Origin of the sequence: Sporichthya brevicatena, assembly GCF_039525035.1 — a bacterium.
Lineage (GTDB): Bacteria > Actinomycetota > Actinomycetes > Sporichthyales > Sporichthyaceae > Sporichthya > Sporichthya brevicatena.
Genome location: NZ_BAAAHE010000044.1, coordinates 183,248 through 208,215, shown reverse-complemented (window position 1 = coordinate 208,215; position 24,968 = coordinate 183,248). Strand labels below are relative to the sequence as shown.

Annotated in this window: 27 protein-coding genes and 1 tRNA gene; 25 read left to right on the top strand and 3 right to left on the bottom strand. The window is 70.7% G+C overall.

The annotated features are described in order from the left end of the window. Window positions 1-273 precede the first annotated feature (273 nt). A complete protein-coding gene (locus tag ABD401_RS20945; protein ID WP_344608369.1) occupies window positions 274-1,113 on the bottom strand; it encodes a DUF5602 domain-containing protein in 840 nt (279 codons plus the stop codon). 252 nt (window positions 1,114-1,365) lie between these two features. Between ABD401_RS20945 and ABD401_RS20940 the strand changes: the two genes are divergently transcribed. After that, window positions 1,366-1,437 (top strand) — tRNA-Arg (locus ABD401_RS20940). Window positions 1,438-1,471: 34 nt separating this feature from the next. Here ABD401_RS20940 and ABD401_RS20935 read toward each other — a convergent pair. Further along, window positions 1,472-1,927 (bottom strand): hypothetical protein, encoded by a 456-nt coding sequence (locus ABD401_RS20935; protein ID WP_344608367.1) that lies wholly within the window; start codon window positions 1,925-1,927, stop codon window positions 1,472-1,474. Between the two features lie 155 nt (window positions 1,928-2,082). Beyond that, window positions 2,083-2,307 carry a hypothetical protein gene (locus ABD401_RS20930; RefSeq protein WP_344608365.1) on the bottom strand — a complete coding sequence of 75 codons (225 nt, stop codon included), beginning with the start codon at window positions 2,305-2,307 and terminating at the stop codon, window positions 2,083-2,085. Between the two features lie 194 nt (window positions 2,308-2,501). Here ABD401_RS20930 and ABD401_RS20925 point away from each other — a divergent pair, with 194 nt between their 5' ends. From ABD401_RS20925 to ABD401_RS20810, 24 genes are all read left to right on the top strand, one after another. Beyond that, complete coding sequence (locus ABD401_RS20925; RefSeq protein WP_344608363.1) at window positions 2,502-2,945, top strand: response regulator; 444 nt, start codon at window positions 2,502-2,504, stop codon at window positions 2,943-2,945. Between the two features lie 10 nt (window positions 2,946-2,955). Beyond that, on the top strand, window positions 2,956-4,617 hold the full coding sequence (gene argS / locus ABD401_RS20920) for an arginine--tRNA ligase (RefSeq protein WP_344608361.1): 1,662 nt from the start codon (window positions 2,956-2,958) through the stop codon (window positions 4,615-4,617). A 4-nt stretch (window positions 4,618-4,621) separates the two neighbouring features. Beyond that, window positions 4,622-6,022, top strand: coding sequence for a diaminopimelate decarboxylase (gene lysA / locus ABD401_RS20915; RefSeq protein ID WP_344608359.1), 1,401 nt, complete (start codon window positions 4,622-4,624; stop codon window positions 6,020-6,022). 77 nt (window positions 6,023-6,099) lie between these two features. Next, window positions 6,100-7,404, top strand: coding sequence for a homoserine dehydrogenase (locus ABD401_RS20910; protein ID WP_344608444.1), 1,305 nt, complete (start codon window positions 6,100-6,102; stop codon window positions 7,402-7,404). A 23-nt stretch (window positions 7,405-7,427) separates the two neighbouring features. Further along, the gene (gene thrC, locus ABD401_RS20905) at window positions 7,428-8,486 is read left to right on the top strand and encodes a threonine synthase (protein ID WP_344608442.1); all 1,059 of its coding nucleotides are present in this window, start codon (window positions 7,428-7,430) and stop codon (window positions 8,484-8,486) included. A gap of 1 nt (window position 8,487) precedes the next feature. Beyond that, window positions 8,488-9,411, top strand: a complete 924-nt coding sequence (gene thrB, locus ABD401_RS20900; protein WP_344608357.1) for a homoserine kinase — start codon at window positions 8,488-8,490, stop codon at window positions 9,409-9,411. A 188-nt stretch (window positions 9,412-9,599) separates the two neighbouring features. Further along, window positions 9,600-11,612, top strand: a complete 2,013-nt coding sequence (rho, locus tag ABD401_RS20895; RefSeq protein ID WP_425566211.1) for a transcription termination factor Rho — start codon at window positions 9,600-9,602, stop codon at window positions 11,610-11,612. A gap of 138 nt (window positions 11,613-11,750) precedes the next feature. Further along, window positions 11,751-11,960 (top strand): 50S ribosomal protein L31, encoded by a 210-nt coding sequence (rpmE, locus tag ABD401_RS20890; protein ID WP_344608356.1) that lies wholly within the window; start codon window positions 11,751-11,753, stop codon window positions 11,958-11,960. Window positions 11,961-12,044: 84 nt separating this feature from the next. Then, entirely contained in the window at window positions 12,045-13,109 is a 1,065-nt protein-coding gene (gene prfA / locus ABD401_RS20885) for a peptide chain release factor 1 (RefSeq protein WP_344608354.1), read from the top strand. A gap of 4 nt (window positions 13,110-13,113) precedes the next feature. Further along, on the top strand, window positions 13,114-13,968 hold the full coding sequence (gene prmC / locus ABD401_RS20880; RefSeq protein ID WP_344608352.1) for a peptide chain release factor N(5)-glutamine methyltransferase: 855 nt from the start codon (window positions 13,114-13,116) through the stop codon (window positions 13,966-13,968). Between the two features lie 170 nt (window positions 13,969-14,138). Then, the gene (locus tag ABD401_RS20875) at window positions 14,139-14,798 is read left to right on the top strand and encodes an L-threonylcarbamoyladenylate synthase (protein WP_344608350.1); all 660 of its coding nucleotides are present in this window, start codon (window positions 14,139-14,141) and stop codon (window positions 14,796-14,798) included. Beyond that, the gene (locus ABD401_RS20870; RefSeq protein ID WP_344608348.1) at window positions 14,795-15,415 is read left to right on the top strand and encodes an arsenate reductase/protein-tyrosine-phosphatase family protein; all 621 of its coding nucleotides are present in this window, start codon (window positions 14,795-14,797) and stop codon (window positions 15,413-15,415) included. The genes ABD401_RS20875 and ABD401_RS20870 overlap by 4 nt, the downstream gene beginning before the upstream one ends. A 62-nt stretch (window positions 15,416-15,477) precedes the next feature. Next, window positions 15,478-16,599 carry a glycosyltransferase family 4 protein gene (locus ABD401_RS20865; RefSeq protein WP_344608346.1) on the top strand — a complete coding sequence of 374 codons (1,122 nt, stop codon included), beginning with the start codon at window positions 15,478-15,480 and terminating at the stop codon, window positions 16,597-16,599. A gap of 113 nt (window positions 16,600-16,712) precedes the next feature. Further along, window positions 16,713-16,952 carry an AtpZ/AtpI family protein gene (locus ABD401_RS20860; RefSeq protein ID WP_344608344.1) on the top strand — a complete coding sequence of 80 codons (240 nt, stop codon included), beginning with the start codon at window positions 16,713-16,715 and terminating at the stop codon, window positions 16,950-16,952. Continuing rightward, on the top strand, window positions 16,952-17,374 hold the full coding sequence (locus tag ABD401_RS20855; protein WP_344608342.1) for a hypothetical protein: 423 nt from the start codon (window positions 16,952-16,954) through the stop codon (window positions 17,372-17,374). The genes ABD401_RS20860 and ABD401_RS20855 overlap by 1 nt, the downstream gene beginning before the upstream one ends. Then, a complete protein-coding gene (gene atpB / locus ABD401_RS20850) occupies window positions 17,371-18,183 on the top strand; it encodes a F0F1 ATP synthase subunit A (protein WP_344608340.1) in 813 nt (270 codons plus the stop codon). Before ABD401_RS20855 ends, atpB begins: the two co-directional genes overlap by 4 nt. Before the next feature lie 89 nt (window positions 18,184-18,272). Beyond that, on the top strand, window positions 18,273-18,539 hold the full coding sequence (locus tag ABD401_RS20845; protein WP_344608338.1) for a F0F1 ATP synthase subunit C: 267 nt from the start codon (window positions 18,273-18,275) through the stop codon (window positions 18,537-18,539). A 10-nt stretch (window positions 18,540-18,549) separates the two neighbouring features. Continuing rightward, window positions 18,550-19,047, top strand: coding sequence for a F0F1 ATP synthase subunit B (gene atpF, locus ABD401_RS20840; protein ID WP_344608336.1), 498 nt, complete (start codon window positions 18,550-18,552; stop codon window positions 19,045-19,047). Next, entirely contained in the window at window positions 19,044-19,652 is a 609-nt protein-coding gene (atpF, locus tag ABD401_RS20835) for a F0F1 ATP synthase subunit B (protein ID WP_344608334.1), read from the top strand. The genes atpF (ABD401_RS20840) and atpF (ABD401_RS20835) overlap by 4 nt, the downstream gene beginning before the upstream one ends. Next, a complete protein-coding gene (locus ABD401_RS20830) occupies window positions 19,652-20,470 on the top strand; it encodes a F0F1 ATP synthase subunit delta (protein ID WP_344608332.1) in 819 nt (272 codons plus the stop codon). The genes atpF (ABD401_RS20835) and ABD401_RS20830 overlap by 1 nt, the downstream gene beginning before the upstream one ends. A 61-nt stretch (window positions 20,471-20,531) precedes the next feature. After that, window positions 20,532-22,169, top strand: a complete 1,638-nt coding sequence (gene atpA, locus ABD401_RS20825) for a F0F1 ATP synthase subunit alpha (protein ID WP_344608330.1) — start codon at window positions 20,532-20,534, stop codon at window positions 22,167-22,169. Window positions 22,170-22,172: 3 nt separating this feature from the next. Further along, window positions 22,173-23,117, top strand: coding sequence for a F0F1 ATP synthase subunit gamma (locus ABD401_RS20820; RefSeq protein WP_344608328.1), 945 nt, complete (start codon window positions 22,173-22,175; stop codon window positions 23,115-23,117). 18 nt (window positions 23,118-23,135) lie between these two features. Continuing rightward, window positions 23,136-24,584: a F0F1 ATP synthase subunit beta gene (gene atpD / locus ABD401_RS20815; protein ID WP_344608326.1), complete on the top strand. Its 1,449-nt coding sequence runs from the start codon at window positions 23,136-23,138 to the stop codon at window positions 24,582-24,584. Next, window positions 24,577-24,960, top strand: coding sequence for a F0F1 ATP synthase subunit epsilon (locus tag ABD401_RS20810; protein WP_344608324.1), 384 nt, complete (start codon window positions 24,577-24,579; stop codon window positions 24,958-24,960). Before atpD ends, ABD401_RS20810 begins: the two co-directional genes overlap by 8 nt. Window positions 24,961-24,968: the final 8 nt, after the last annotated feature.

Below are 24,968 nucleotides of genomic sequence, written 5' to 3'. Positions count from 1 at the left end.
AACGAGATGCCCCACGCGCTCGGCGTGGGTATCCCTGCTGTTGTCGATGTCCCCGTCATCACTGATGAACCTAGACGGCACCACCGACAGTCTGTTTTCGCCGGATCACCCAGCCCGGCAACGTCTCTGACGCCTCATCAGCACCACCGGCACCTGCACAAGAGATGTCATCTCCAGTGCAGGTCGTGTGAAGAAAGGGTGACACCCCTTACTACGGAGTAAGGGGTGTCACCCCTTCTTGACGTCGGACGCCGCGGGCGACGCGGCGACGGCTCAGGACGATGTGCGCTGGACGAAGCCGCCGAGGGCGACGGAGTACTCGTTCGTCGCGGAGTCGAACCGGACGCTGTAGGTCGTCGGCCAGAGGCCGGTGCGCTGGTAGGCCTGCGGTTGCTTGATCGCCTCGTTCAACGTGGGCTTCGTCAGCAACCACTCGCGCGTGATCATCGGTTCGATGAAGGTGACGGCTCCGTCGTACGAGCCGTGAATCATCGTCTCGGTGAAGGTGTACTGCCCGGGCACCGGCGGCTCGGTGCCGTCCAACCAGTGCAGGCCCATACCGGGGATCGTGTTCTCGACCGCGGTCCCGGGCGGGGCGACGAAGTCGGCGGCGATGTACTTCGCGTCCGGGATTCTCGCCGCCTTCGCGGCGAAGTCCGGTGCGGTGGGCACGATCTCCCGCACCGCGGCTTCGTCGGTCAGGTAGAAGTGGTAGTCGAAGTGGGCCTTGTCCCACACGCCCGGCGGTTCGTGGCCCTGCGGATTCCAGTAGAGCTCGACGTGGTCGAGCACGCCGGTCGCGGCGTCGGTCGGGAAGTTGAGGACCATCGCGACCGGGTGCAGATCCCCGTGCGTGTCCGAGGCCAGGCCTTCCAACGCGGTGGCCGAGAAGCGGACGCCCACCTCGACGGGCTGGCCGGCGGCTGAGGTGACGTACGTCCAGACCTTGCCGTTTCCGAGCGTCTGGCTGGGCCCGTCGCCGGCGGGGGGCCCGGCTGCGACGGGACTGTCCGCCGCAGCGGGCACGAGACTCTCGAGGTCGTCGTCATCGTCGTTGGAACACGCCGTCAGCGCGATCAGCGCGGCGGTCGTCAGAGCGGCAGTGCGTCTCATGAGGACCCTCACTCGTGGGTGACGGTCGGTCCGAGCAAGGTGCGCCGCGCCGCGACGGGCAGGAACCGCGGCGGTGATACCGGCGCACCCGGAGGACTTCGAAACCGGCTCGGGCGACCGTTCGTGGCGCGGTCGAGATCGGCCGCGGCGTCAGCCTCCTCCCTCCCGAGCCGCCGCGCCAGTGTCGTGTCGTTCACGGCCGAGCCCGCGCGGACCACCGCGACGCGTGCGATAACCTCTCCGGGTTCCCGAGCCCCCGTAGCTCAGGGGATAGAGCATCGGCCTCCGGAGCCGGGTGCGCAGGTTCGAATCCTGCCGGGGGCACACACTCTTCCTTGGCGCCGATGCGCCGAACGATCTACCGCCGCGGTTGGCTGATCGCGCTGATGCTGCCTCGATTGGTGACGGTGGCGCGGCGGACGGCGGGAGAGTCGCCGGGGGCGACGGAGGGGGTTCGGCCGGACCAGAAGTCGACGGCGGTACCTCCGGTCTTCGTGTGGCCGATCTCGGTCGCCGCCCGGACGAAGACGCGCACGTTGCGCGGGGTGCGGAACTCGCCGCAACCTCGGCGGTCGGTCCGACCCGAGCGCAGCGTCCGCTTCTTCCCGTTCACGACGCGGACGAGGTACACCGGTTCGTCGACGTACGGGGTCCCGGACCGCTGGACGCCGTCGGTGCCGTTGCCCTCCCAGGTGAAGCAGAACGTCACGCGGGAGGCGGCCGAGGCCGGGGGAGCGGCGACGACCGCGAGGCCTCCGATCAGCAGCGCCGCCGAGGTGGTGGCGACGACGGCGCGACGGTGACGACCAGCCATGAGACCTCCCTTGCCGACCTCCCTCCAGCACACGCGCGGAGACGACCGGCATCAATCAAGGGCGGGCCAAGCCCGGGCCGGGGGGTCCGGACACGCAAAGACCCCCGGTCGAAACCGGGGGTCTTTGGCGTGAACTACAAACTCCGGGCTGAGGGTCAGCTGCCGCAGTAGGAGCCGGCGATCGCCTTGAGGACCGAGTCGATCGGGTACCCCGTGCAGGGGAGGGGGTACTGGGGCTGGGTGTCGGGGGTCGCGGCGGTGGCGGCGCCACCGGAGACCAGGACTGCAGTGAAAGCGGCGCCGGCCGTGAGGGCGGTGCGGGCGGCGAACTTGGCGGTCCGGGTGGGCTTGCGGTGGCGACCGGGGCTGTTGCTCTGCATGAGCCACTCCGTGGGAGAGATGTTGCGTACGGGGAAACAGGGCCGTGGCGGGGGCGCGACGGTCCTTGCGGGGATACTGCCGGGACTGTCCGGGTTTTTCCAGGATGTCCCTGCAGCTTTTCCGTAGAACGCACCGTTCTCATAAATCGGGCAAAACACCCGTACGGCGGTGCGGCCGTCGATAGTCTCCGAGAGTGCGGACACCCACCCTCCGCGTGCTTGTCGTCGACGACGACGAGCCCGTGCGGCGCCTCATTCGCCTGAACCTCGAGCTGGAGGGGTTCGAGGTCGAGCAGGCGGCTGACGGTCGGGAGTGCCTGACGATGGTCCGCACGAACCCGCCGGACGTCATCACGCTCGACCTCGTGATGCCGGCCCTCGACGGACTGACGGCCGCCGCGCGGCTGCGTGAGGCGGAACACAGTCGACACATCCCGCTCGTCCTGATCACCGCCGCCGCGACGCCGCGGGACCGGGTTCGGGCGGACGAGATCGGCATCGACGCCGTCCTGACCAAGCCTTTTGCGCCGCAGGACCTCGTCGCGACGATCCGGCGTGTGGCGGGCGCCACCGTCCGTCCGCCGCTCCCGGCCGAGCCGGCGCGGAAGTCGGAAGAGCGGACCTCGACGGGCCACTAGGCTTCCGCGGGTGACTCCCGCCGAGCTTGCTGACGCCGTCCAGATCGCCGTGTACACCGCGGTGCAGGCCGGTGAACTTGAGGCTGAGGTCCCCCGGGAGGTCCACGTCGAGCGGACCAAGACCCGGGAGCACGGGGACTACGCCACCAACGTCGCCATGCAGCTGGCCAAGCCGGCCCGCAAGCCCCCGCGCGAGATCGGCGAGATCCTCGCCAAGCACCTGCGCCGCGCCTCGGGCATCGAGCGGGTCGACGTCGCCGGCCCGGGCTTCCTCAACATCACCCTCGACTCGGGCGCGGCCGGCCGGCTCGCGTACCAGATCGTGCTGGCCGGGACCGCCTACGGCCGGTCCGAGGCCCTGCGCAAGCAGCGGGTCAACCTGGAGTTCGTCTCCGCGAACCCGACCGGCCCGGTGCACCTCGGACACACGCGGTGGGCGGCGGTCGGTGACAGCCTGCGCCGGATCCTGGAGGCGGCGGGCGCCGACGTCGCGAGCGAGTACTACATCAACGACGCCGGCGTGCAGATGGAGAAGTTCGCGCAGTCCCTGGTGGCGGCGGGCCGCGGGCTCCCGGCGCCCGAGGACGGCTACGGCGGGCAGTACATCGCCGACATCGCCGCCAAGATCCTCGAGGCCGCCCCGCACCTGGCCGACGCCCCGGACGAGGAGGCGCTGCCGGAGTTCCGGGAGCGTGGCTACCGGCTGATGCTCGCCGAGATCGCGGCCAGCCTGGAGAAGTTCGGCGTCCACTACGACGTCTGGTTCTCCGAGCGGAGCCTGCATGAGTCCGGCCGGGTCGATCTGGCGATCGCGACCCTGCGCGAGCAGGGCCACGTCTACGACCAGGACGGCGCGGTCTGGCTGCGGACCACCGACTTCGGCGACGACAAGGACCGGGTCCTGGTCAAGGCCGACGGGGAGAAGACCTACTTCGCCGCCGACGCGGCGTACTACCTCGACAAGCGCGGCCGTGGCTTCGACACCTGCATCTACATGCTCGGCGCCGACCACCACGGCTACATCGGCCGGCTCCGGGCGCTCGCGGCCTGCGCCGGCGACGACCCGGACACCTCGGTGCTCGTCCTGATCGGGCAGCTGGTCAAGCTGCTGCAGGGTGGCCAGGAACTGAAGATGTCGAAGCGGGCGGGCACGATCGTCACGCTCGACGACCTCGTCGACCTGGTCGGCGTCGACGCCGCCCGCTACACGCTCGCCCGGTCCTCGACCGACAGCCAGTTGACGATCGACGTCGAGGAGATCACCCGGCAGGCGCCGGAGAACCCGGTCTACTACGTCCAGTACGTGGCCGCGCGGACCTTCCGCGTCGCCGCCAACGCCCGGGACCTCGGCATCGACTGGTCGGCGCCGGAGTCCTTCCGCCCCGAGCTGCTCGCCGACGACCGCGAGGCGCGGCTGCTCGCGGTGCTCGGCGACTTCCCGCGGGTCGTCGCGTCCGCCGCCGAGCTGCGCGAGCCGCACCGGATCGCGCGGTACCTGGAGGAGCTCGCCGGCGTCTATCACCGGTTCTACGACGGGTGCCGGATCCTGCCCCGCGGGGAGGAGGAGATCTCCGACCTGCACAAGGCGCGCCTGTGGCTCAACGACGCCACGCGCACGGTGATCTCCAACGGCCTCGCGATGCTCGGCGTCTCCGCCCCGGAACGGATGTGAACGCATGAGCCGCTCCGCGCACCCCGCGGGGCCGCGGCACGCCGAGGTCCTGCACGCCGACGGGGTCGCGGCCGCGCCGGAGGACCTCAACGCCCTCGACCCGCTGGTCTGGCCGCAGAACTTCCGCCGCCGGGACGACGGGGTCTGCACCCTCGCCGGTCTCGACGTCCGTGACCTCGCGGCCGAGTTCGGCACCCCCGCCTACCTGCTGGACGAGTCCGACTTCCGGTCCCGGGCCCGCGCGTACGCCGAGTCCTTCGCCGGCTCCGATGTTTTCTACGCGGGCAAGGCCTTCCTCTGCAGCGCGGTGGCGCGCTGGGTCGCGGAGGAGGGGCTCGGGCTCGACGTCTGCAGCTCCGGCGAGCTCGCGATCGCGCTCCGTGCCGGATTCCCGACCGAGCGCATCGCCTTCCACGGCAACAACAAGTCCACCGCCGAGCTCGCGACGGCCCTGGACGCCGGGGTCGGCCGGATCGTCGTCGACTCCTTCGCCGAGATCGTGCGCCTGGCCGACGTCGCCCGCGAGCGCGGCGTCCGCGCCCGCGTCCAGGTCCGCGTGACGGTCGGGGTCGAGGCGCACACCCACGAGTTCATCGCCACCGCCCACGAGGACCAGAAGTTCGGGTTCTCCCTCGCCGGCGGCGCGGCGGCCGAGGCGGTCCGCCGCATCCTGATGCTCCCGTCGCTGGAGCTGATCGGGCTGCACTCGCACATCGGCTCCCAGATCTTCGACACCGACGGCTTCGAGGTCGCCGCCTCCCGCCTGGTCGGGCTGGCCTCGGCGATCCGGGACGAGCACGGCGTCGAGCTGCCCGAGCTCGACCTCGGCGGCGGGCTGGGCATCGCCTACACCTCCGACGACGACCCGGCCGACGTCGCCGCCATGGCGAAGTCGCTGGTCGCGATCGTCGAGCGGGCCTGCGCGAGCGCCGGTCTGGCGGTGCCGCGGCTGTCGGTCGAGCCCGGCCGCGCGATCGCCGGCCCCGGCACGGTGACCCTCTACGAGGTCGGGACGGTCAAGCCGGTCGCCGTCAGCGGGGGAGCGACCCGCGCCTACGTCTCCGTCGACGGCGGGATGAGCGACAACATCCGGACCGCGCTGTACGACGCCAGCTACACCGCAGCGCTCGTCTCCCGCGCCTCGGACGCCCCGCCGGCGCTGTCGCGGCTGGTCGGCAAGCACTGCGAGAGCGGCGACATCGTCGTCCGGGACCTCTACCTGCCGGCCGACATCGCGCCCGGGGACCTGGTCGCCGTCGCCGCGACCGGGGCCTACTGCCGGTCGATGGCCAGCAACTACAACCTGCTGGGCCGGCCCCCGGTCGTCGCCGTGCGCGACGGCGAGGCCCGCGTGATCGTCCGCCGGGAGACCGACGAGGACCTGGCCCGACTGGACGTCGGGTGAGCGCGGGCCCGGTGCTCGCCGGTCCGGATGGAAGAATCCCCGACATGAGTGCGCAACGCCGCAAGGGCGGGGAGGTGATGGCCCCGATCCGAGTAGGACTTCTCGGCTGCGGAGTGGTCGGCACCGAGGTGGTCCGGCAGCTCCAGACGCAGGCCGACGACCTCACGCAGCGGGTGGGTGCCCCGTTGGAGCTGGTCGGCATCGCCGTCCGGCGCGCCAAGCGCATCCCAGAGAAGGCGGCCGAGCTCGGCGTCCCCGAGTCGCTGTTCACGACCGACTCCGCCGAGCTGGTCACCCGCGGCTGTGACGTGGTGGTCGAGGTCATCGGCGGGATCGAGCCCGCGCGCTCGCTGATCCTGTCGGCGATGGAGCACGGCGCGTCCGTGGTCAGCGCGAACAAGGCGCTGCTCGCCGAGGACGGCGCGACGCTGTACGCCGCCGCCGAGAAGCACGGCGTGGACCTCTACTACGAGGCGGCGGTCGCCGGGGCGATCCCGCTGCTGCGCCCGCTGCGCGAGTCGATGGTGGGGGACCAGGTCCACCGCGTGCTCGGCATCGTCAACGGCACCACCAACTTCATCCTGTCGCGGATGCACGAGACCGGCGCCGGCTTCACCGAGGCGCTGGAGGAGGCGAGTGCGCTCGGCTACGCCGAGGCCGACCCCTCCGCGGACGTCGAGGGCTTCGACGCCGCGGCCAAGGCGGCGATCCTCGCCAGCCTCGCGTTCCACAGCCGCGTGACGGCGGCCGACGTCTACCGCGAAGGCATCACCGAGGTCAGCGCCGCCGACGTCGCGAGCGCGCGCGACATGAACTCGGTCATCAAGCTCCTCGCGATCTGCGAGCTCTCCCCGGACGGCTCGACGATCGGCGTGCGGGTGCACCCGGCAATGATTCCGCGCTCCCACCCCCTCGCCGGGGTCGGCGACGCATTCAACGCGGTGTTCGTCGAGGCCGAGGCGGCCGGTCAGGTCATGTTCTACGGCCGCGGCGCCGGTGGCGGCCCGACGGCGAGCGCCGTCCTCGGCGACCTCGTCGCCGTCGCGCGGCACAAGGTCGTCGGCGGCCGCGGGCCGGGGGAGTCGGCCTACGCGCAGCTCGCGGTGCGGCCGATGGGCGAGACGATCACCCGGTACTACATCTGCCTCGACGTGGCCGAGAAGCCCGGCGTGCTGGCGCAGGTGGCCGCCGCGTTCGCCGAGCACGGCGTCTCGATCCAGACGGTTCGTCAGCACGGCCACGCCGACGACGCGACCCTCGTCGTGGTCACCCACCGCGCCCCGGACTCGGCCCTGGCCGCGACGGTCGCGCACCTGCGGACCATGGATGCCGTCCGGGCTGTTGCCAGCGTGATGCGGGTCGAAGGAGATCTCGAGTCGTGAGCACTGATTCGATCCGCGGGGCCATGACCCACCAGTGGCGTGGGGTCATCACCGAGTACCGCGACCGGATGCCGGTCACCGACGCGACGCCGATCGTCACGCTGCGGGAGGGCGGCACGCCGCTCGTGCCCGCGCCGGTGCTCTCGGAGATGACCGGCTGCGAGGTCCACCTCAAGGTCGAGGGCGCCAACCCGACCGGGTCCTTCAAGGACCGCGGCATGACGATGGCGATCTCCAAGGCCGCGGAGGAGGGCGCGAAGGCGGTCATCTGCGCCTCGACCGGCAACACCAGCGCGAGCGCCGCCGCGTACGCGGTGCGCGCCGGCATGGTCTGCGCCGTCCTCGTCCCGCAGGGCAAGATCGCGCTCGGCAAGATGAGCCAGGCCCTCGTCCACGGCTCGCGGATCCTGCAGGTCGACGGCAACTTCGACGACTGCCTCACGCTGGCCCGCGACCTCTCCGAGCACTACCCGGTCGCGCTGGTGAACTCGGTGAACCCGTTCCGGCTCGAGGGCCAGAAGAGCGCCGCGTTCGAGATCGTCGACGCGCTCGGCGACGCCCCCGACGTGCACGTGCTGCCGGTCGGCAACGCCGGCAACATCACCGCGTACTGGAAGGGCTACACCGAGTACGAGGCCGACGGCCCGGCCACCCGTCGCCCGCGGATGCTCGGCTTCCAGGCCGCCGGCGCGGCGCCGCTGGTCACCGGCGAGGTCGTGAAGCAGCCGCAGACGATCGCGACCGCGATCCGCATCGGCAACCCCGCCTCCTGGGACTCCGCCCTGGCTGCGCGTGACGAATCCGGCGGCCGCATCGAGGCAGTGACGGACCGTCAGATCCTTGCCGCCTATCGACTGCTCGCCTCCCGCGAGGGTGTCTTCGTCGAGCCGGCCTCCGCGGCCAGCGTCGCCGGCCTGCTCATGGCGCGTGAGAACGACTGGCTCCCGGCCGGTCAGCAGGTCGTCTGCACCGTCACCGGCAACGGGTTGAAGGACCCGGAGTGGGCGATCGCGGGGGCACCCGCGCCCGTCACCGTGCCGATCGACGCCGCCGCGGCGGCCGAGAAGCTCGGTCTGGCCTGACTTGTCGCAGCAACTCTCGTCGCCGCCGACCTACCGCTCCGAGGCCGTCCGGGTCCGCGTCCCGGCCAGCAGCGCGAACCTGGGCCCGGGGTTCGACTGCTTCGGCCTGGCGCTGACGTTGCACGACGTCGTGGAGGCGCAGGTCCAGGCCGACGGCCTCGCCCTCTCCGTCGAGGGCGAGGGGGCGCACACCGTCAATCGCGACGGCCGGCACCTGGTCGTCCGCGCCATGAACGAGTGCTTCGCCAAGCTCGGCGGTCCGCCGCCGGGGCTGCGCGTCGCGTGCCGCAACGCGATCCCGCACGGCCGGGGCATGGGTTCGAGCTCCGCGGCGATCGTCGCCGGCATCGTCGCGGCCCGCGCGCTCTGCGTCGACGGTGAGCAGCGCATGGACGACGTGGCGCTGCTCCGCCTGGCCACCGAACTCGAGGGTCACCCCGACAACGTCGCGGCCGCGATCGCGGGCGGGTTCACGCTCGCGTGGACCGAGGCGGACGGGCCGCACCTGATCCGGCTCGAGGCGTCGCCCGAGGTCTCGCCGGTGGTGTTCGTGCCGTCGACGGAGCTGTCGACGCGCAAGGCCCGCGGTCTGCTGCCGCGCACCGTCCCGCACGCCGACGCCGCGGCGAACGCCGGCCGCGCGGCGCTGCTCGTCGAGGCGCTCACCCGCAATCCTGAGCTTCTCCTGGTAGCCACCGAGGACCGACTGCACCAGGACTACCGCGGGCCCGCCATGCCGGCGAGCCTCGATCTGATTCAGCGTCTGCGCGCGGACGGAGTGCCCGCGACGGTGTCCGGGGCCGGGCCGAGTGTGCTCGCACTGGCGACGCGCGACACCGTGGAGAAGGTGGCCGGACTGGCGGGGGAGGGCTGGCGTGTCCACCGCCTGTCCGTCGACCCGCTCGGAGCCACCGTGTTATCGTGAGGCCGCACCTAGGCGCGCCGGAATCTGTGGCGCTTGCCGGTCGAATCTCCGGGTGAAGATCCTCCCGAAGCGTGCGCTGGTCCGCCGAGTTCCTGCCTGACATCGGATTTCCCGGCGCCGTGGTGCGTTCCGTCAGTTACCGACCTGCCACGTCCCGTGCGACGTGAGGTCCGGAAGGACACGACCCAGTGACAGAAACCACAGAACTCGCTTCCTCGACGGCGGAGTCGTCGGGGGACGGCGGCGGAACGACCCGCCGGCGCCGTGGCGAGGGCCTGAACGGCATGGTGCTCTCGGAGCTGCAGGCCATGGCCGCGGGCATGGGCATCACCGGCACCGCCCGGATGCGCAAGAGCCAGCTCATCGAGGCGATCACCGCGGGCCGCGCCGGTGGTGGGGCCACGGCCCCCGCGGACGCGCCCAGCAAGTCCGAGAGCAAGTCCGAGAGCAAGTCCGAGAACAAGCCGGAGAGCAAGCCGGAGAGCAAGCCGGAGAGCAAGCCGGAGAGCAAGTCCGAGGACACCACCGAGGCCCCCGCGCGGACCTCGCGCCGGGCCCAGCGCCCCGCGACCGCGCCCGCCGACGACGCCGTCGACACCCGTTCGGGTGAACGTTCCGGTGACGCGGCGGCCGCCGACACCGACTCCGGCGCCGACACCACCGAGCGCAGTGAGCGCCGGGAGCGCCAGCGCGACCGCCAGCGCAACCGCAGCGACCGCCCCGACGGCTCGGGCCCGAACAACCGCGGCCCCCGCGAGGACCGTGCTCCCCGGGAGGACCGGGGTCAGCGCGAGGACCGGGGCGCCCGCGAGGACCGGGGCGCCCGCGACGACCGCGGCCCGCGGGACGACCGCGGCCCCCGTGACGACCGCATGCGGGACGACCGCGGTCCGCGCGACCAGCGCGACCGGGACAACGGTCCGCGCGACGACGACGAGGACGACGGTGAGGGCGGCGGTCGCCGTCGGCGCCGCGGCCGGTACCGGGACCGTCAGCGCGGCGGCCGGACCCGGGGCCCGGGTGGCTACGAGCCGGGCGACATCGAGATCAGCGAGGACGACGTCCTCATCCCCGTCGCCGGGATCCTCGACATCCTCGACAACTACGCGTTCGTGCGGACCAGCGGCTACCTGCCCGGCCCGAACGACGTCTACGTCTCGCTCGCCCAGGTCCGCAAGTACGGCCTGCGCAAGGGTGACGCCGTCACCGGTGCGGTGCGGCAGCCCCGCGACGGGGAGCGGCGCGAGAAGTTCAACGCGCTCGTCCGCCTCGACACCGTCAACGGCATGGAGCCGGACGCCGCGCGCGAGCGCGTCGAGTTCGGCAAGCTCACGCCGCTGTACCCGCAGGAGCGCCTGCGTCTGGAGCACGACGTCAACTCGATGACCACCCGCGTCATCGACCTCGTCGCGCCGATCGGCAAGGGCCAGCGCGGTCTCATCGTCTCCCCGCCCAAGGCCGGCAAGACGATGGTGCTGCAGGCGATCGCCAACGCGATCACCCGCAACAACCCGGAGTGCCACCTCATGGTCGTCCTCGTCGACGAGCGGCCCGAGGAGGTCACCGACATGCAGCGGTCGGTGAAGGGTGAGGTCATCGCCTCCACCTTCGACCGCCCCGCCGAGGACCACACGACGGTCGCGGAGCTCTCGATCGAGCGCGCCAAGCGTCTGGTCGAGCTCGGTCACGACGTCGTCGTGCTGCTCGACTCGATCACCCGCCTGGGCCGGGCGTACAACCTGGCCGCGCCGGCCTCCGGGCGGATCCTGTCCGGCGGTGTCGACTCGACCGCGCTCTACCCGCCGAAGAAGTTCTTCGGCGCCGCGCGCAACATCGAGAACGGTGGCTCCCTGACGATCCTCGCCACGGCCCTGGTCGAGACCGGGTCCCGCATGGACGAGGTGATCTTCGAGGAGTTCAAGGGCACCGGGAACATGGAGCTCAAGCTCGACCGGAAGCTCGCCGACAAGCGGATCTTCCCGGCGGTGGACGTGGACGCGTCCGGCACCCGCAAGGAAGAGATCCTGATGAGCAAGGACGAGCTCCAGATCGTCTGGAAGCTCCGCCGCGTGCTCGCCGCCCTGGACGACCAGCAGGCCATCGAGCTGCTGCTCGAGCGCTTGCGGAAGACCAAGTCGAACATCGAGTTCCTCATGCAGGTCCAGAAGACGACCCCGGGCGAGGAGGGCGGGGACGAGTAGTCCCCGCACCCCCGGAATGTCCGGAGGCGCACCTGCGTTTGGGTGGGTGCGCCAGGACCTGGCACACTGACCCGGTTCCGGTTCACGCCCCCGTGACCAGCGGAGGCGACCCGGAGCCACGAGAATCAGGAGCGCGTCGTGAAGCCCGACATCCACCCGCAGTACGGCAAGACCGAGGTCACCTGTACCTGCGGCGCCACGTTCGTCACCCGCAGCACCGCGAAGAACGGCGTCATCCACGCCGACGTGTGCTCGCAGTGCCACCCCTTCTACACGGGCAAGCAGAAGATCCTCGACACCGGTGGCCGCGTGGCCCGGTTCGAGAAGCGCTTCGGCAAGAAGAAGTAGCTCTCCTGACGCCGGCGGGCGACCCACGAGGTCGCCTCGCCGGCGTTCTTGTGTTCGGGACCGACGTTCGGAAGGAGGCCAGCAGTGTTCGAGACCGTGCAGGAGCTGATCGACGAGTACGCCGAGCTCGAGAAGAAGCTGGCCGACCCGGCGGTGCACGCCGACGCGGGCGCGGCGCGCAAGCTCGGCCGGCGGTACGCCGAGCTGGGCCCGATCGTCGCGACGCACCGCGCGTGGGAGCAGATCGGGGACGACCTCGCGGCGGCGACGGAGCTCGCGGCCGAGGACGAGTCCTTCAAGGCCGAGATCCCGGAACTGACCGCGCGGCGTGAGGAGCTGGGGGAAAAGCTGCGGCAGCTGCTGCTGCCCCGCGACCCCAACGACGGCAAGGACGTCATCCTCGAGGTCAAGGCCGGCGAGGGTGGCCAGGAGTCCGCGCTGTTCGCCGGCGACCTGCTGCGCATGTACCTGCGGTACGCCGAACGCCGCGGTTGGAAGGCCGAGGTCCTCGACGCCACCGAGTCCGACCTCGGCGGCTACAAGGACGTCTCGGTGGCGATCAAGACGCGGGGGACCGACGCCGAGGGCGTCTGGGACCGCCTCAAGTTCGAGGGCGGCGTGCACCGCGTGCAGCGCGTGCCCGTGACCGAGTCCCAGGGCCGCATCCACACCTCCGCCGCCGGCGTGCTCGTGCTCCCGGAGGCCGAGGAGGTCGACGTCGAGCTGAACCTGAACGACCTGCGCGTCGACGTCTTCCGCTCCTCCGGCCCGGGCGGGCAGAGCGTCAACACCACCGACTCGGCCGTGCGCCTCACACACATCCCGACGGGGATCGTCGTCTCCTGCCAGAACGAGAAGAGCCAGCTCCAGAACAAGGAGCAGGCGATGCGCATCCTGCGGGCCCGGCTGCTGGCCGCCGCGCAGGAGGAGGCGGACAAGGAGGCCGGGGACCTGCGCAAGAGCCAGATCCGCACGGTCGACCGCTCGGAGCGGATCCGCACGTACAACTTCCCGGAGAACCGCATCTCCGACCACCGGGTGAACTTCAAGGCCTACAACCTCGACCAGGTCCTCGACGGCGACCTCGACGCGGTCATCGACGCGGTCATCGCGGGCGACCAGGCCGCTGCCCTCGCCGGTGACGACTGAGCCGGTGACGTCCGAGCCGGTGACGCGGCAGCCGCTCCGCGCGGCGCTCGCGGCCGCGACCGAGCAGCTGCGGGCCGCGGGGGTCGCGTCGCCGCGGACGGACGCGGAGGAACTGGCCGCGCACGTGCTCGGCGTCGAGCGCCGCGACCTTGTCCGGTTCGACGAGATCGACGCCGGTGCCTACGCGCCGTTGATCGAGGCGCGGGCTGCGCGCACCCCGCTGCAGCACCTCACCGGCGTCGCCCATTTCCGTCACGTCAGTCTCGCGGTCGGTCCCGGGGTCTTCGTCCCGCGGCCCGAGACTGAAGTGATGGTGGGTCAGATGGTTGACGTTGCAAGATCATTACCGGCCGGTTCGGTCGCCGTCGACCTGTGCACCGGGTCGGGCGCCATCGCGCTCGCGTTGGCGACGGAGGTCCCCGGCCTGGTCGTCCACGCCGTCGAGCTCGACCCCGGCGCGCTCGCCTGGGCGCGGCGCAACCTCGACGGCAGCGGGGTGACGCTGCACGCCGGCGACGCCGCCGACGCGCTGCCCGAACTCGACGGCGAAGTGGATCTTGTGGTCTCGAATCCGCCGTACATTCCTTTGGACGCTTGGGAATCCGTGGCCGTCGAGGCGCGTGACCACGATCCCGCCGCCGCCCTCTGGGGCGGGGACGACGGACTCGACGTCGTGCGCGCGGTCGAGCGCACCGCCGGTCGACTGCTCCGCACGGGTGGTCGCGTGGCGGTGGAGCACGCGGACGTCCAGGGGCCCGCCGTGGTCGAGGTTTTCGCCCGGACCGGGCGGTGGACGCAGGTGCGCAGTCAGCAGGACCTCACCGAACGGGACCGGTTCGTCACCGCGATTCGTGCCTGATTCGGTCTTCTGTCACGAATTCGGTGCACCCGCATTGGCAGGCCACCGTCAGGGGATCTAGCGTGGCCCCCTGCGTCGTTCGTCGTGTGCGTTGCGCGCAGCGCCCGGCCCGTCCCTGAACCACCGTCCCTGAACCACCGTCCCCGAACCACCAGCGAGAGGTAAGACCCTTGCCGCAGTCCTACGACTGCGCCGATCCCGATGCACGGGCGGCGGGTCTCGCCGCTGCCGGTGCCGCCGTCGGGGCCGGTCAGCTCGTCGTCCTGCCCACCGACACGGTCTACGGACTCGGTGCGGACGCGTTCACCCCGTCGGCCGTCGAGGCGCTGCTCGCCGCGAAGGGTCGGGGGCGGGACATGCCCGTCCCGGTGCTGATCGGCACGATGCGCACGCTGGACGGGATCGCCGCGCGCCTGTCGGACGCCGCCCGCGAGCTCGCCGACGCGTTCTGGCCCGGCGGTCTCACGATCGTGTGCCACCAGCAGCCCTCGCTGGCCTGGGACCTCGGCGACTCCGCGCAGACCGTCGCGATCCGGATGCCGCTGCACCCGGTCGCGCTCGACCTGCTCAAGGCCACCGGCCCGATGGCCGTCAGCAGCGCGAACCGCACCGGCTACCCGCCGGCGACGACGGTCGCGCAGGCGCGCGAGCAGCTCGGCGACTCGGTGGAGGTCTACCTCGACGGCGGGCCCACCGACGACAACATCCCGTCCACGATCGTGGACGTGACCGGGAGCCGCCCGCGGATCCTGCGCGCGGGTCACATCAGCGTCGACGACATCCGGTCGGTGGTCGCCGACGTGGAGCTGGCCACAGGCTCGGGCGCGTGAGCGCGACGCGTTTCAGCGTCCTGATCGTCTCGACCGGGAACGTGTGCCGTTCCCCGCTCGCCGAGAAGATTCTCGGCGCCCAGCTGAGAGCAGCCATCGGCACCGACCCCCGCGTGTTCCGCTGCGAGAGCGCGGGCACCTGGGGGCACAGCGGCGCCGGGATGGAGCCGCACGCCGCGGCCGTCCTCGCCGAGCGGGGGATCGAGGCGGGCCGCTTCGTCGCCCGCGAGCTGAACCCCGACCAGGTCCTCGAGGCCGACCTGATCCTCGGCGCGACCCGCGAGCACCGCGAGCAGGTGCGCCTGCTCGACCCCTACGCCGGCGGGCGCACGTTCACGATCCGGGAGTTCGCGCGCTTCGCGCGCCGCGTGTACCCGGCCACGCTGCCCGAGGCCGACCCGGCCGCGCGGGCGCGGGTGCTGGTCGACCGCGTCGCGATGCTGCGGACCCCGCGCCCCGGCCCCGGCCGGCCGGCCGACGACATCCCGGACCCGTTCGGAGCGCCCCTGCACGTGTTCCGGCTGTGCGCCGACATGCTCGCCGAGGGCCTGGCGGCGCTGGTCGAGCACCTGGCCCCGGCGTCGACGGCCGGGCGTCGTGGCTCGTCCGCCGTCTAGGCCGCGCCCGTCCGAGCGGGTCGTCGTCGGCGCCGCGCGGCCGCGACTGATTCGATAGGGCCGTGCGCGAGTACCTGCTCACCATGCTGGTTGCCGCCGCCGCCACGTACCTGACCACCGGGGTCGTCCGTCGGGCCGCCCTGGCCGGTGGGGTCATGGCGGAGGTCCGCGACCGGGACGTGCACGCCGTCCCGACCCCTCGCATGGGCGGGCTGGCGATGCTGGTCGGCCTCGCGGCCGGCCTGGTGGTGGCGGCCGAGCTCCCGTTCCTGTCCCGCGAGCTGTTCGCGAACTCGCACGACCCGTGGGCCCTGCTCGCCGGGGCGACGATCATCTGCGCGCTCGGGGTGGTCGACGACAAGTGGGGCCTGGACGCGGTCACCAAGCTCGCCGGGCAGGTGCTGGCCGCCGGCGTCATGGTGGTCCTCGGGATCCAGATGACCTACCTGCCGGTGCCGGGCACGACGATCGTCCTGGACGCGAGCTCGGGGTTCCTGCTCTCGGTGCTCATCGTGGTCGCGACGGTCAATGCCGTGAACTTCGTCGACGGCCTGGACGGGCTGCTGGCCGGGATCGCGCTGACCGCGGCCCTGGCCTTCTTCAGCTACACGTACCTGCTCTCGATCGAGCAGCAGTTCGACCGCGCGATCTCGCCGTCGCTGTTCTCCGCCCTGCTCGCCGGCATCTGTCTGGGCTTCCTGCCGCACAACTTCTACCCGGCGAAGATCTTCATGGGGGACTCCGGCTCGATGCTCATCGGGCTCGTGCTGGCCGCCTCCACGGTGAGCTTCGCCGGGCAGATCGACTTCGGCGCGGTCGAGTCCGAGGACGTCTCACCTGCCCTGCTGCCGCTGATCCTGCCGTTCGCGGCGATCGCGGCGCCGTTCCTCGACCTCGTGCTCGCGATCATCCGGCGCACCATGTCCGGCCGGTCGCCGTTCGCGCCGGACAAGCAGCACCTGCACCACCGCCTGCTGGAGATCGGTCACTCGCACCGCGGGGCGGTGCTCATCATGTACTTCTGGTCGGCCCTGATCGCCTTCGGCGTCGTGGCCTTGTCCCTGGTCAGCGCCCAGGCGTGGGCCCTGGTGGCGGTGGCGTTGCTGGTGGTCGTCGGGGTCGTCCTGCTCCGTCTCCCGGTCATCCAGCGGGTCGGTGCACCGACCGGAAAACCGACGCGCTGACGTAGCAGCGGACCCACCGTCCGGAACTCCTCCGTACGGGTGGTAGTTTCCACACCGAACGGACGCCTAGCCCCTGCCGGCGCCCGTTTGTGCAGTGCCCGGAAGGAGGCGGCGTGGCCTCCGACGAAAATCCCCCAGACCAACGTTCGATCCGTGAGACAGCGCTTGCGCTGGCTGGGATCGGGATGTTGAACGCGGTCGCGGCCGTCGGTGGGTGCGCCCTCGGGTGGCTCGTCGATACGCAGTTGGACACGACCCCGGTTTTCATCCTGATCGGCCTGGTGCTCGGCCTGGCTCTCGGAGTTCTCGCCACGTGGCGGCGGGTCTCGGACTACCTCAGGGCGAGCAAGTGATGAGAGAGCGAGGTGGCATGGAGCGCGTCGGGCTGATGAAGGCCAGTTCCAGCTACAAGTTCTCGGTGCGCTTCGGCGCGGTCGTCGGCTTGCTCGGGCTGATCTTCTGCGTCGCCGTCGGCGAGACCAAGATCGGCATCTTTCTCTGCGTCGGCCTCCTGCTGGGCTGGCTGAACACCGCGATGGTGGTCTCCGCCACCGCGAAGTTCGCCGCCGAGAACGCCGGCGAGGAGAACCCCAACAAGAAGAAGTTCATGGCGGCGGTGGTGAAGCGCCTCGCGCTGGTCACCCTGATCGCCGGCTACATCATGTTCGCGTTCCGGCCCGATGGTCTCGCCGTCCTCTTCGGGCTCGCTTTCTTCCAATTCACGATCATCGGCAGCAGCGCCGGTGTTCTCTACCGTGAGGTGCGCTCCGGATGATCCGGCTGTCCGACGCCGTGAACCCCGATCTGGTGATGGCTGCCGATGTCGAGGTCGGCAAGCACCACAAGATCTCCATCGGTGGTGTCGAGCTCCACATCGACACGATCGCCACCACCTGCATCGGTGGCGCCATCGTGATCCTGATGGGCCTCTGGCTCGCCCGGACCGCCACCAGCGGCGTCCCGAGCAAGATTCAGCTCCTCTGGGAGGCCGTGGTCGGCTGGGTCCAGGGCGAGGTCGACAACTCCCTGGGCAAGACGTCGCCGTTCGTGGTGCCGCTCGCGGTCACGCTGTTCTTCTTCATCCTGTTCTGCAACTGGGTGGCGCTGCTCCCGGCCCACGAGTGGCTGCCGCCGGCCACGTCCGACGTGAACCTGACGTACTCGATCGCGCTGGTCGTGATCATCTGGGTGCACGTGAACGCCATCCGGCTCAACGGCATCGGCAGCTACAAGCACCTGGCCCAGCCCTACAAGGCGCTGCTGCCGCTGAACGTGCTCGAAGAGATCGTCAAGCCGTTCACGCTCGCTTTGCGACTGTTCGGCAACATCTTCTCCGGCGGCATCATGATCGCCCTGATCGGTCTGATGCCGACCTACGTCGCCTGGGCGCCGAACGTCGCGTGGAAGCTGTTCGACCTCGCCATCGGCGTCATCCAGGCCTTCATCTTCGCCCTGCTGACCATCCTCTACTTCGGGATGGCGGCCAGCCACGGTGCGCACGACGACCACGGCGACGGCCACGGCGACGGCCACGGCGACGGCCACGACAAGGCGCCCGGCGAGAAGGAACTCGCGCACGCCTGACCCACGGACTGCACGACCAGCCTCACCCGTCAACCCCTCAGACGTACCCGGACCCCCGGGGACAAGCACTCACACAAAGGATTAGGTACATGGCAACCGATGCAGAGCTCTCGGCCGAGGCCATCAAGGTCGCGGGCGGCCTTATCGGCGGTGGCCTGGCACTGGGCGGCGGCGCGATCGGCGCGGCCATCGGTGACGGTCTCGCCGGCTCGGCGACCATCTCCGGTGTCGCTCGTCAGCCCGAGGCGCAGTCCCGCCTGTTCACGATCTTCTTCCTGACGGTCGGTCTGTGTGAGGCGGCGTACTTCATCAACCTCGCCTTCATGGCGATGTTCGTCTTCGTCATCGGTAAGTAGGTAGCCCACCGTGCTGCGACTCGCCTACAGCATCGCCACCTCGGAAAGCCCCGAGGGGATTGAGGAAGAGGAAGATGACATCTTCCTGATCCCCAACGCGACCATGCTGGTCGAGCTCGTCCTCTTCGCGATCGTCCTGTTCGTCGTCTGGAAGTTCATCGTGCCGCCGGTCGCCAAGGCCATGGCCGAGCGGCAGGCGAAGATCTCCGGATCGATGTCGGACACCGAGGCGGCCACGCGCAAACTCGCCGAGGCCCAGGCGGCCTACGAGAACGCGATGGCCGACGCTCGCGCCGAGGCGAACCGCCTCCGCGAAGAGGCGCGTGCGCAGCACAAGGCGATCGTCGACGAGGCCGCCGCGGCGGCGCAGGCCCGGGCGGACGAGATCACCGCGACCACCCGGGCTCAGCTGGCCGAGGAGCGCGAGCGTGCGCTGGCTTCGTTGCAGTCCGACGTCTCCGCCCTCGCCGGTCAGCTGGCCGGCCGGGTCGTGGGGGAGCAGGTATGAATTCAGTGACAACGTCACCCACGAGTGACCTGATCCTGGCCTCGGGCGGTGCCAAGGGCGTCACGATCGAGCTCATCGGCTTCGTGGTCATCGTCGCGATCCTCGCGAAGTGGCTCGTGCCGGTGGTGCTGAAGCTGATGTCGGCCCAGCAGGAGCGGATCGCCAAGCAGCTCGCCGACAGTGAGGCCGCCAGCCAGAAGCTGGCGGAGGCTCAGGCCGCGTACGACAACGCGGTCGCCGAGGCTCGTGCCGAGGCCGAGAAGCTGCGGGCCGACGCTCGGGAGCAGAACCAGCAGATCGTGTCGGAGGCGGCGGCCGCCGCGCAGGCCCGGGCGGACGAGATCACCGCCCGCGCCACCGAGGCCCTCGAGGCCGAGCGGGTCAGCGCGGTGCGCACCCTGCAGGCCGAGATCGCCTCCATGGCCGTCGAGCTGGCCGAGCGGCAGGTCCGCGAGGCGCTCCAGAACGACGCGGTGCAGCGCCGGATCAACGACCGGTTCCTGTCCGAGCTCGAGGGCGGCTCGATCGCCAGCTCCAACGCGCCGGTGGCCTCGGCCCCGGCCGGAGAGACGGCCGGCCAGTCCGGTCAGGGAGGGCTGTTCTAGTGAGGGGTGCGTCCAAGGCGGCCCTCGCGGCTGCCGTCGACCGGTTCGACCAGGTCAGCCGCGGGCTCGACGCCAACGGCCTGGCCCGGCTCTCGGACGAGCTGTTCGCCGTGCTGCAGGTCGTCGACACCGAGCACATGCTCCGCCGCTCGCTGTCCGACCCCAGCCGGCCCGGTTCGGCCAAGAGCGAGGTCGCGCAGGTCCTGTTCAGCGGCAAGGTGTCCGGCGAGACGCTCGAGGTCGTCACGACCCTCGCGGCGCAGCGCTGGTCGCGCCCGAGCGAGATGGCCGACGGCCTCGAGAACCTCGCGGTGCTGGCCGAGATCGCCCGGGCCGAGGCGCTCGGCGAGCTCGACGACGTCGAGGACGAGCTGTTCCGCTTCGGCCGCATCGTCGAGGCGGAGCCGGGACTGCGCGGCGCGCTGGTGGACCCGGCCGTCGGCGCGGACCGCAAGGGTGAGCTCGTCGCCGGTCTGCTCAGCGGGCGCGCGAAGGACTCGACCGTCCGCCTGGTGCGCCAGGTCGTGAGCCACCCCCGTGGCCGTACCCCCGAGCGCAACATCGCGCACCTCGGCAAGGCGGTCTCGGACCGCCGGCGCAAGCTCGTCGCCCTGGTGCGGTCCGCGGTTCCGCTGGAGCCGCAGGAGAAGGACCGGCTGGCCCGCGCGCTGGCCGGGATCTACGGCCACGACGTCCAGGTCAAGGCCGAGGTCGACCCGTCGATCGTGGGCGGTCTGTTCGTCCAGGTCGGCGACGAGGTCGTCGACGGAACCATCGCCGGTCGGCTCGACCGGCTCAAGCGGCGCTTCGAGCGCTGATTTTTCGCAGCCCCATTCGAACGCCGGTTGAACGAGTAACAGGAACAGGGAGACGAAGGACATGGCGGAGCTGACGATCCGGCCGGACGAGATCCGGGAGGCGCTGGAGCGCTTCGTCTCGGGTTACTCGCCCGACGCCCCCACCCGCGACGAGGTCGGCACGGTCATCGAGTGTGGTGACGGCATCGCCCGCGTCGAGGGCCTGCCCTCGACGATGGCCAACGAGATCCTCGAGTTCGAGGACGGCACCCGCGGCCTGGCGCAGAACCTCGACGTCCGCGAGATCGGCGTCGTCGTCCTCGGTGACTTCTCGAAGATCGAGGAGGGCCAGTCGGTCCGCCGCACCGGTGAGGTTCTCTCGGTGCCGGTCGGCGACGCGTACCTCGGTCGCGTGGTCGACTCGCTCGGCAACCCGCTCGACGGCCTCGGCGCCGTCGAGACCACCGAGCGCCGCATCCTCGAGCTGCAGGCCCCCTCGGTCGTCCAGCGCCAGCCGGTCACCGAGCCGCTGCAGACCGGTATCAAGGCCATCGACGCGATGACCCCGATCGGCCGTGGCCAGCGCCAGCTGATCATCGGTGACCGCCAGACGGGCAAGACCACCATCGCGGTCGACACGATCCTGAACCAGAAGGCCAACTGGGAGTCGGGCGACCCGACCAAGCAGGTCCGCTGCATCTACGTCGCCGTCGGCCAGAAGGGCTCGACGATCGCCAACATCCGCCAGGTCCTCGCCGACAACGGCGCCCTGGAGTACACGACGATCGTCGCCGCCCCGGCGTCCGACCCGGCCGGCTTCAAGTACATCGCCCCCTACACCGGCTCGGCCATCGGCCAGCACTGGATGTACCAGGGCAAGCACGTCCTCATCGTCTTCGACGACCTGAGCAAGCAGGCCGACGCCTACCGCGCCGTCTCCCTCCTGCTCCGCCGCCCGCCGGGCCGCGAGGCCTTCCCGGGCGACGTCTTCTACCTGCACTCGCGGCTCCTCGAGCGTTGCGCGAAGCTCTCGGACGACCTGGGCGCCGGTTCGATGACGGGTCTGCCGGTCATCGAGACCAAGGGCAACGACGTGTCGGCGTACATCCCGACCAACGTCATCTCCATCACCGACGGCCAGTGCTTCCTCGAGTCGGACCTGTTCAACGCGGGTGTCCGCCCGGCCATCAACGTCGGTGTCTCGGTCTCCCGCGTCGGTGGTGCCGCGCAGGTCAAGGCGATGAAGAAGGTCGCCGGCACGCTGCGTCTGGCCCTGTCGCAGTACCGAGATCTGGAAGCGTTCGCGGCCTTCGCCTCCGACCTGGACGCGGCCTCCCGCGCCCAGCTGGAGCGCGGTGCCCGCATGATCGAGCTCCTCAAGCAGCCGCAGTTCTCGCCGTTCTCGATCGACCGTCAGGTCGCCTCGATCTGGGCGGGTACCACCGGTCAGCTCGACGAGGTCCCGGTCGCGGACATCCGCCGCTTCGAGGAGGAGTTCCTCGACTACCTGAGCCTCAAGCACAAGGGCACCCTCGACACGATCCGCGAGACCGGCAACCTGAGCGACGAGGACCTCGCCGTGTTCGCCGACGCCATCACGGAGTTCAAGAAGGGCTTCACGACCTCCTCGGGCCAGTCGCTGGCCAAGGAGGCTGCGGTGGCGGCGATGGACGACGAGGACGTCGACCAGGAGAAGATCACCAAGGTGAAGAAGGCCTGACGAATGGGCGCTCAACTCCGGATCTTCCGGCAGCGGATCCGGTCGGTTAAGTCGACCGCGAAGATCACGCGGGCGCAGGAGCTCATTGCCTCGTCCCGGATCATCAAGGCGCAGCAGCGCACGGTGGCGGCCCAGCCGTACGCCCGTGCGATCACGCGCGCGGTCACGGCCCTGGTCAGCCAGGCCGGCACCGTCGACCATCCGCTGCTCACCGAGAAGAAGGCCAGCCCGACCCGCTCCGCGGTCGTCCTGCTGACCTCCGACCGCGGCTTCGCGGGCGGCTTCAACGCCAACATCCTGCGCGAGGGCGAGGCTCTGACGAGCCTGCTCCGCGAGGAGGGCAGCGAGGTCGTGCCCTACGTCTCCGGGCGTAAGGGCGTCACCTGGTACAAGTTCCGCAACCGCGCCCTCGCGGGGGAGTGGAGCGGGTTCTCGGACCGGCCGACCTACGACGACGCGAAGGCGATCGCCGACGTGGTCATCGAGGCCTTCAAGACCCCCACCGAGGAGGGCGGTGTCGACGAGATCCACCTCGTCTACACCGAGTTCGTCTCGATGCTGACCCAGCGGGTCGTGGTGCGCCGCATCCTCCCGCTTGAGGTCGAGGAGGTCGAGGAGGGCAGCGCCGCGGCGGCTGCCGCCGCGGCTGCGCAGGGCGGTGGCCCGCTCCCGCAGTACGACTACGAGCCCGACGAGGAGGAGGTGCTCGACGCGCTGCTGCCGCGGTACGTCGAGAGCCGCTTCTACTACGCGCTGCTCACGTCGGCGGCCTCGGAGTTCGCTGCGCGTCGCCGCGCGATGAAGTCCGCGACCGACAACGCGAACGAACTGGTCGACATCCTCACCCGGTCGGCCAACCAGGCCCGGCAGGCCGAGATCACCCAGGAAATCAGCGAAATCGTGGGTGGCGCGAACGCGCTCGCCGACGCGACCGCAGGAAGCGAATAAGGGACAGGGATACGACAGATGACTGCTACCGCTGCTGAGACACTTCCTGGGGGCACGACCGCGACCGGCCGGGTCGCCCGCGTCATCGGCCCCGTCGCCGACGTGGAGTTCCCCGTCGGCGCGATGCCCGCGATCTTCAACGCGCTCAAGGTGAAGGTCACCATGGGTGGTGTCACCTCGACGCTCACCCTCGAGGTCGCGCAGCACCTCGGTGACAACCTGGTCCGCGCCGTCTCGCTGAACCCGACCGACGGCCTGACCCGCGGCGCCGAGGTCATCGACACCGGCGCGCCGATCTCGGTGCCCGTCGGTGACGTGACCAAGGGCCACGTCTGGAACACCATCGGCGACCCGCTCGACGTGCCGGCCGAGAGCCTGCAGATCACCGAGCGCTGGCCGATTCACCGCGACCCGCCGCCCTTCGACCAGCTCGAGTCGCGCACCGAGATCCTCGAGACGGGCATCAAGGTCATCGACCTCCTCACCCCTTACGTAAAGGGTGGGAAGATCGGTCTGTTCGGTGGTGCCGGTGTCGGCAAGACCGTTCTGATCCAGGAGATGATCCGCCGCGTCGCCCAGGAGTTCGGTGGCGTGTCCTGCTTCGCCGGTGTCGGCGAGCGCACCCGTGAGGGCAACGACCTCTTCCTGGAGATGTCCGAGTCCGGCGTCATCAACTCGACCGCGCTCTGCTTCGGTCAGATGGACGAGCCGCCGGGCACGCGTCTTCGCGTCGCGCTGACCGCGCTGACGATGGCGGAGTACTTCCGCGACGTGCAGAAGCAGGACGTGCTCCTGTTCATCGACAACATCTTCCGGTTCACCCAGGCCGGTTCCGAGGTGTCGACCCTGCTCGGCCGCATGCCCTCCGCCGTCGGTTACCAGCCGACCCTGGCCGACGAGATGGGCCTCCTGCAGGAGCGCATCACCTCGACGCGTGGTCGTTCGATCACCTCGATGCAGGCGATCTACGTCCCCGCCGACGACATCACCGACCCGGCGCCGCACAACGCGTTCGCCCACCTCGACGCGACGACCGTTCTTTCCCGGGCCATCACCGAGAAGGGCATCTACCCGGCCGTCGACCCGCTCGACTCGACCTCCCGCATCCTCGACCCGCAGATCGTCGGCGAGGAGCACTACCAGGTCGCGCAGTCGGTGAAGCGGCTCCTGCAGAAGTACAAGGAGCTGCAGGACATCATCGCCATCCTCGGTATCGACGAACTGTCCGAAGAGGACAAGGTCGCCGTCAACCGGGCCCGCCGCATCGAGCGTTTCCTCTCGCACCCGATGTTCGTGGCCGAGGCCTTCACCGGCCAGCCCGGCGTGTTCGTTCCGCTCTCGGAGACCATCGCCTCCTTCAAGGCGCTCGTGGCCGGCGAGTTCGACCACCTGCCCGAGCAGGCGTTCTTCATGTGCGGCGGCGTCGAGGACGTCGAGAAGAAGGCCAAGGAACTGGCTCGTGGCTGACACGCTCTCCGTCGACGTCGTCGCTCCGGACCGCAACGTCTATCGCGGTCCGGCGACGATCGTCATCGCGCGCACCCTCGAGGGCGAGCTCGGCATCCTCAAGGGACACGTACCGGTGCTCGGCGTGCTGGAGTCGGGCCCGGTGACGATCCGTACGCCGGACGGCGAGACCGTCACGGCGGCCGTGCACGGCGGCTTCATCTCGGTGGCGGACGACGTCGTGTCGATCCTCGCCGAGGTGGCCGAGCTCGGCACCGACATCGACGTGGCCCGCGCCCAGCGTGCGCTGGACCGGGCCAAGTCCGAGGGTGACCCCGAGGGCGACGCGGCCAAGCGGGCGCAGACGCGTCTGCGCGCCGCGGGCCGGGAGGCCTGACCCGCAAG

Excerpts from the sequence above, each read along its gene's own strand:
- ABD401_RS20945 (WP_344608369.1), bottom strand. The coding sequence starts at position 1,113 with ATGAGACGCACTGCCGCTCTGACGACCGCCGCGCTGATCGCGCTGACG.
- ABD401_RS20935 (WP_344608367.1), bottom strand. The coding sequence starts at position 1,927 with ATGGCTGGTCGTCACCGTCGCGCCGTCGTCGCCACCACCTCGGCGGCG.
- ABD401_RS20930 (WP_344608365.1), bottom strand. The coding sequence starts at position 2,307 with ATGCAGAGCAACAGCCCCGGTCGCCACCGCAAGCCCACCCGGACCGCC.
- lysA (WP_344608359.1), top strand. The coding sequence starts at position 4,622 with ATGAGCCGCTCCGCGCACCCCGCGGGGCCGCGGCACGCCGAGGTCCTG.
- ABD401_RS20910 (WP_344608444.1), top strand. The coding sequence starts at position 6,100 with ATGGCCCCGATCCGAGTAGGACTTCTCGGCTGCGGAGTGGTCGGCACC.
- thrC (WP_344608442.1), top strand. The coding sequence starts at position 7,428 with ATGACCCACCAGTGGCGTGGGGTCATCACCGAGTACCGCGACCGGATG.
- ABD401_RS20855 (WP_344608342.1), top strand. The coding sequence starts at position 16,952 with ATGAGAGAGCGAGGTGGCATGGAGCGCGTCGGGCTGATGAAGGCCAGT.
- atpB (WP_344608340.1), top strand. The coding sequence starts at position 17,371 with ATGATCCGGCTGTCCGACGCCGTGAACCCCGATCTGGTGATGGCTGCC.
- ABD401_RS20845 (WP_344608338.1), top strand. The coding sequence starts at position 18,273 with ATGGCAACCGATGCAGAGCTCTCGGCCGAGGCCATCAAGGTCGCGGGC.
- atpF (WP_344608334.1), top strand. The coding sequence starts at position 19,044 with ATGAATTCAGTGACAACGTCACCCACGAGTGACCTGATCCTGGCCTCG.
- atpA (WP_344608330.1), top strand. The coding sequence starts at position 20,532 with ATGGCGGAGCTGACGATCCGGCCGGACGAGATCCGGGAGGCGCTGGAG.
- ABD401_RS20820 (WP_344608328.1), top strand. The coding sequence starts at position 22,173 with ATGGGCGCTCAACTCCGGATCTTCCGGCAGCGGATCCGGTCGGTTAAG.
- atpD (WP_344608326.1), top strand. The coding sequence starts at position 23,136 with ATGACTGCTACCGCTGCTGAGACACTTCCTGGGGGCACGACCGCGACC.